Annotated in this window: 3 protein-coding genes; 1 reads left to right on the top strand and 2 read right to left on the bottom strand. The window is 75.3% G+C overall.

Features of this window, described 5'->3' with window-relative positions; genetic code table 11:
* Both SACPADRAFT_RS34135 and SACPADRAFT_RS28480 read right to left on the bottom strand, forming a co-directional pair.
* The coding region (locus SACPADRAFT_RS34135; RefSeq protein ID WP_407690025.1) for a sacsin N-terminal ATP-binding-like domain-containing protein at positions 1 to 471 on the bottom strand (471 nt) is incomplete at its 3' end.
* 57 nt (positions 472 to 528) lie between these two features.
* Positions 529 to 1,347 (bottom strand): DUF3027 domain-containing protein, encoded by an 819-nt coding sequence (locus SACPADRAFT_RS28480; protein WP_040924555.1) that lies wholly within the window; start codon positions 1,345 to 1,347, stop codon positions 529 to 531.
* A gap of 71 nt (positions 1,348 to 1,418) precedes the next feature.
* Between SACPADRAFT_RS28480 and SACPADRAFT_RS0217775 the strand changes: the two genes are divergently transcribed.
* The gene (locus tag SACPADRAFT_RS0217775; protein ID WP_007027305.1) at positions 1,419 to 2,213 is read left to right on the top strand and encodes a glutaminyl-peptide cyclotransferase; all 795 of its coding nucleotides are present in this window, start codon (positions 1,419 to 1,421) and stop codon (positions 2,211 to 2,213) included.
* Positions 2,214 to 2,379: the final 166 nt, after the last annotated feature.

The following is a 2,379-nucleotide window of genomic DNA, read 5'->3' on the forward strand; positions in this document are numbered from 1 at the left end:
CCGCTCGGTCACCGTGAGCACGGCGGCGAACCCGACCCCGAAGCGGCCCACGACCCCCGCGGCCCCGGACGGGTCGCCGGGGACGGTGGCTTCCGGACCGGTGGGGTCGGTCGGGGCGGTCGGGTCGGTCGGGTCGGTCGGGGCGTCCGCGGAGCCGGTGGGAGCGGCACGGTCCTTGTCCGAGGCCCGCAGCGAGGCGAGCGCGGCGACGCCGTCGTCGTCCAGCGGGACACCGGTGTTGGCCACGCGCAGTTCCCCGTCGACGACCCGCACGCGCATCCGGCCGGGCCGTCCCGACCGGGCGGCCGCGTCGGCGGCGTTCTGCGCGAGTTCGACGAACAGCCGGTCACGGTACGCGCCCGCACGCAGGTCGTGCTCGGAATTGGTGTCCTCGGTCAGCCGGGTCGGCGAGTCCCGCCACGTCCGCAGCACCGTCTCCCGCAGCCGCCGCAGCGACTCCGGGCGCGGCATCTCCCCACGGGGTTCCGGGCGGGCGTTCGTCTCCCGCGCCTCCGGCTCCACCCGGCGTCAGCCGCGGGTGGGCGCGTCGGCGCCGTCGGCCGCCTGCGGGGTGTCGGCCGCCTGCGGCATGTCACTGTCCAGCACCGAGTCGTCGTAGACCACCTCGGCCACCGGGACCGGCGACCGGCGTTCCATCTCCACCTCGGAGTGCGCGCCGCAGCCGAACTCCGCGTGGACGACGTGCCCGTCGGCGGGCGAGATCTCGTTCCCGCACACCCCGAACGCCGCGCGCAGCGACCCGGCGAGGCCGAGGTAGAACGCGCACGTGCCGCACGCGCCCGGCGCGCTGCGCGCCATGTCCGAACGCGGTCCGTACTCGCCGCGGTACCAGCGGGTCGCGGTCTCCTCGCGGCCGTGGCGGGACATCACCCGCTCCCGCCCCAGGCCGATCTCGTGGGCGACGTCCTCCACCTCGGGGTCGTCCGTGGTGGCGTAGGCCGGGACCACCCGCGGGTCGTCCTCCCGGGTGGGGAACAGGTCGCCCACCCCGAGGTCGCCGTGCCGCACCCGGCGCTCCCAGGGCACCCACCGGGGCGCCAGGATCGCGTCCGGCCCGGGCAGCAGGGTGACCTCGCTGACCGTGACCTCGGCGTCGGGGTCGGTGGCCGGGAGGGCCACGGTCACCGCCCAGCGCCAGCCGCGGTACCCCGGCAGCAGCGCGTCGAACAGGTGGGTCGCCGTCACGGCGTCCTCGTGTTCGACGTCGACGTGCGCACCGACGTTGTGCTCCCCCGCGTCCAGGACGGCGGCCTCCCGCGCCGTCGGGACCGCCTCGGCCAGCTTGCGGCGGATCGTGCCGTCGTCGTGGGTGAGCAGCAGGGCCATACCCCAATTGTGCAGCATTTGGGCGTTCCGCCGATCCGGTGGGTTCTGCCAGGCTGGTCGGCGTGCGACGGATGATCAGTGGGGGGCTCGCCCTGGCCGTGCTGACCGCCTGTGCCCCGGCCCCGGACGACGGGGACGGGGCGGGTTCCCCGACGTCCGGGGCGGGGGTGGAACGGCTCGACGTCGAGGTGGTCGAGGAACTCCCGCACGACCCGGAGGCGTTCACGCAGGGCCTGGAGATCGCCGGGGACACGCTGTACGAGGGCACCGGACTGGTCGGTGAGTCGTCGGTGCGCGCGGGCCCGGTCGGCGGGGAGCCGGAGATCGTGCGGCCGCTGCCGGAGCCGCTGTTCGGCGAGGGCCTCACCGTGGTCGGCGACCGGGTGTGGCAGCTCACCTGGCAGGCGGGCGTCGCGATCGAGCGCGACCGGGACACCCTCGCCGAGCGGCGCCGCGTCCGCTACGACGGCGAGGGGTGGGGGCTGTGCCACCGGGAGGAGGCCGACGAGCTGGTGATGAGCGACGGCTCGGCCCGGCTGACCTTCCGCGATCCGGCGGACTTCTCCGTCACCGGGTCCGTCACGGTGACCGAGTCCGGCACGGAACTGGCCGAGCTCAACGAGCTGGAGTGCGTCGGGGACGCGGTCTACGCCAACGTGTGGCACAGCGACGTGCTGCGGCGCATCGACGTCGACAGCGGACGGGTGACCGCCCGCATCGACGCCTCCGGCCTGCTCACGCCGGACGAGCGTGCCGACGCCGACGTGCTGAACGGGGTGGCGAAGTACCCGGGATCGGACGAGTTCCTGCTCACCGGCAAGCTGTGGCCCACGATGTTCCGGGTGAGGTTCGTCCCACAGGGGTGAGACCCCGCCGGGCGGGGTCGGGTACGGCAGGATTGGTCTATGCGTTCCGGTCGCAGGGGCAGGCGGAAGTGGACGCCCGAGCCGGGGTCCGGCTCCCCGCCGCACGAGCGTCGCCGGGCCCCGGGCTCCGGGCGGTCCGCGCCGGAGGGAGGACCCACGGCGGACG

Origin of the sequence: Saccharomonospora iraqiensis subsp. paurometabolica YIM 90007, assembly GCF_000231035.2 — a bacterium.
Lineage (GTDB): Bacteria > Actinomycetota > Actinomycetes > Mycobacteriales > Pseudonocardiaceae > Saccharomonospora > Saccharomonospora paurometabolica.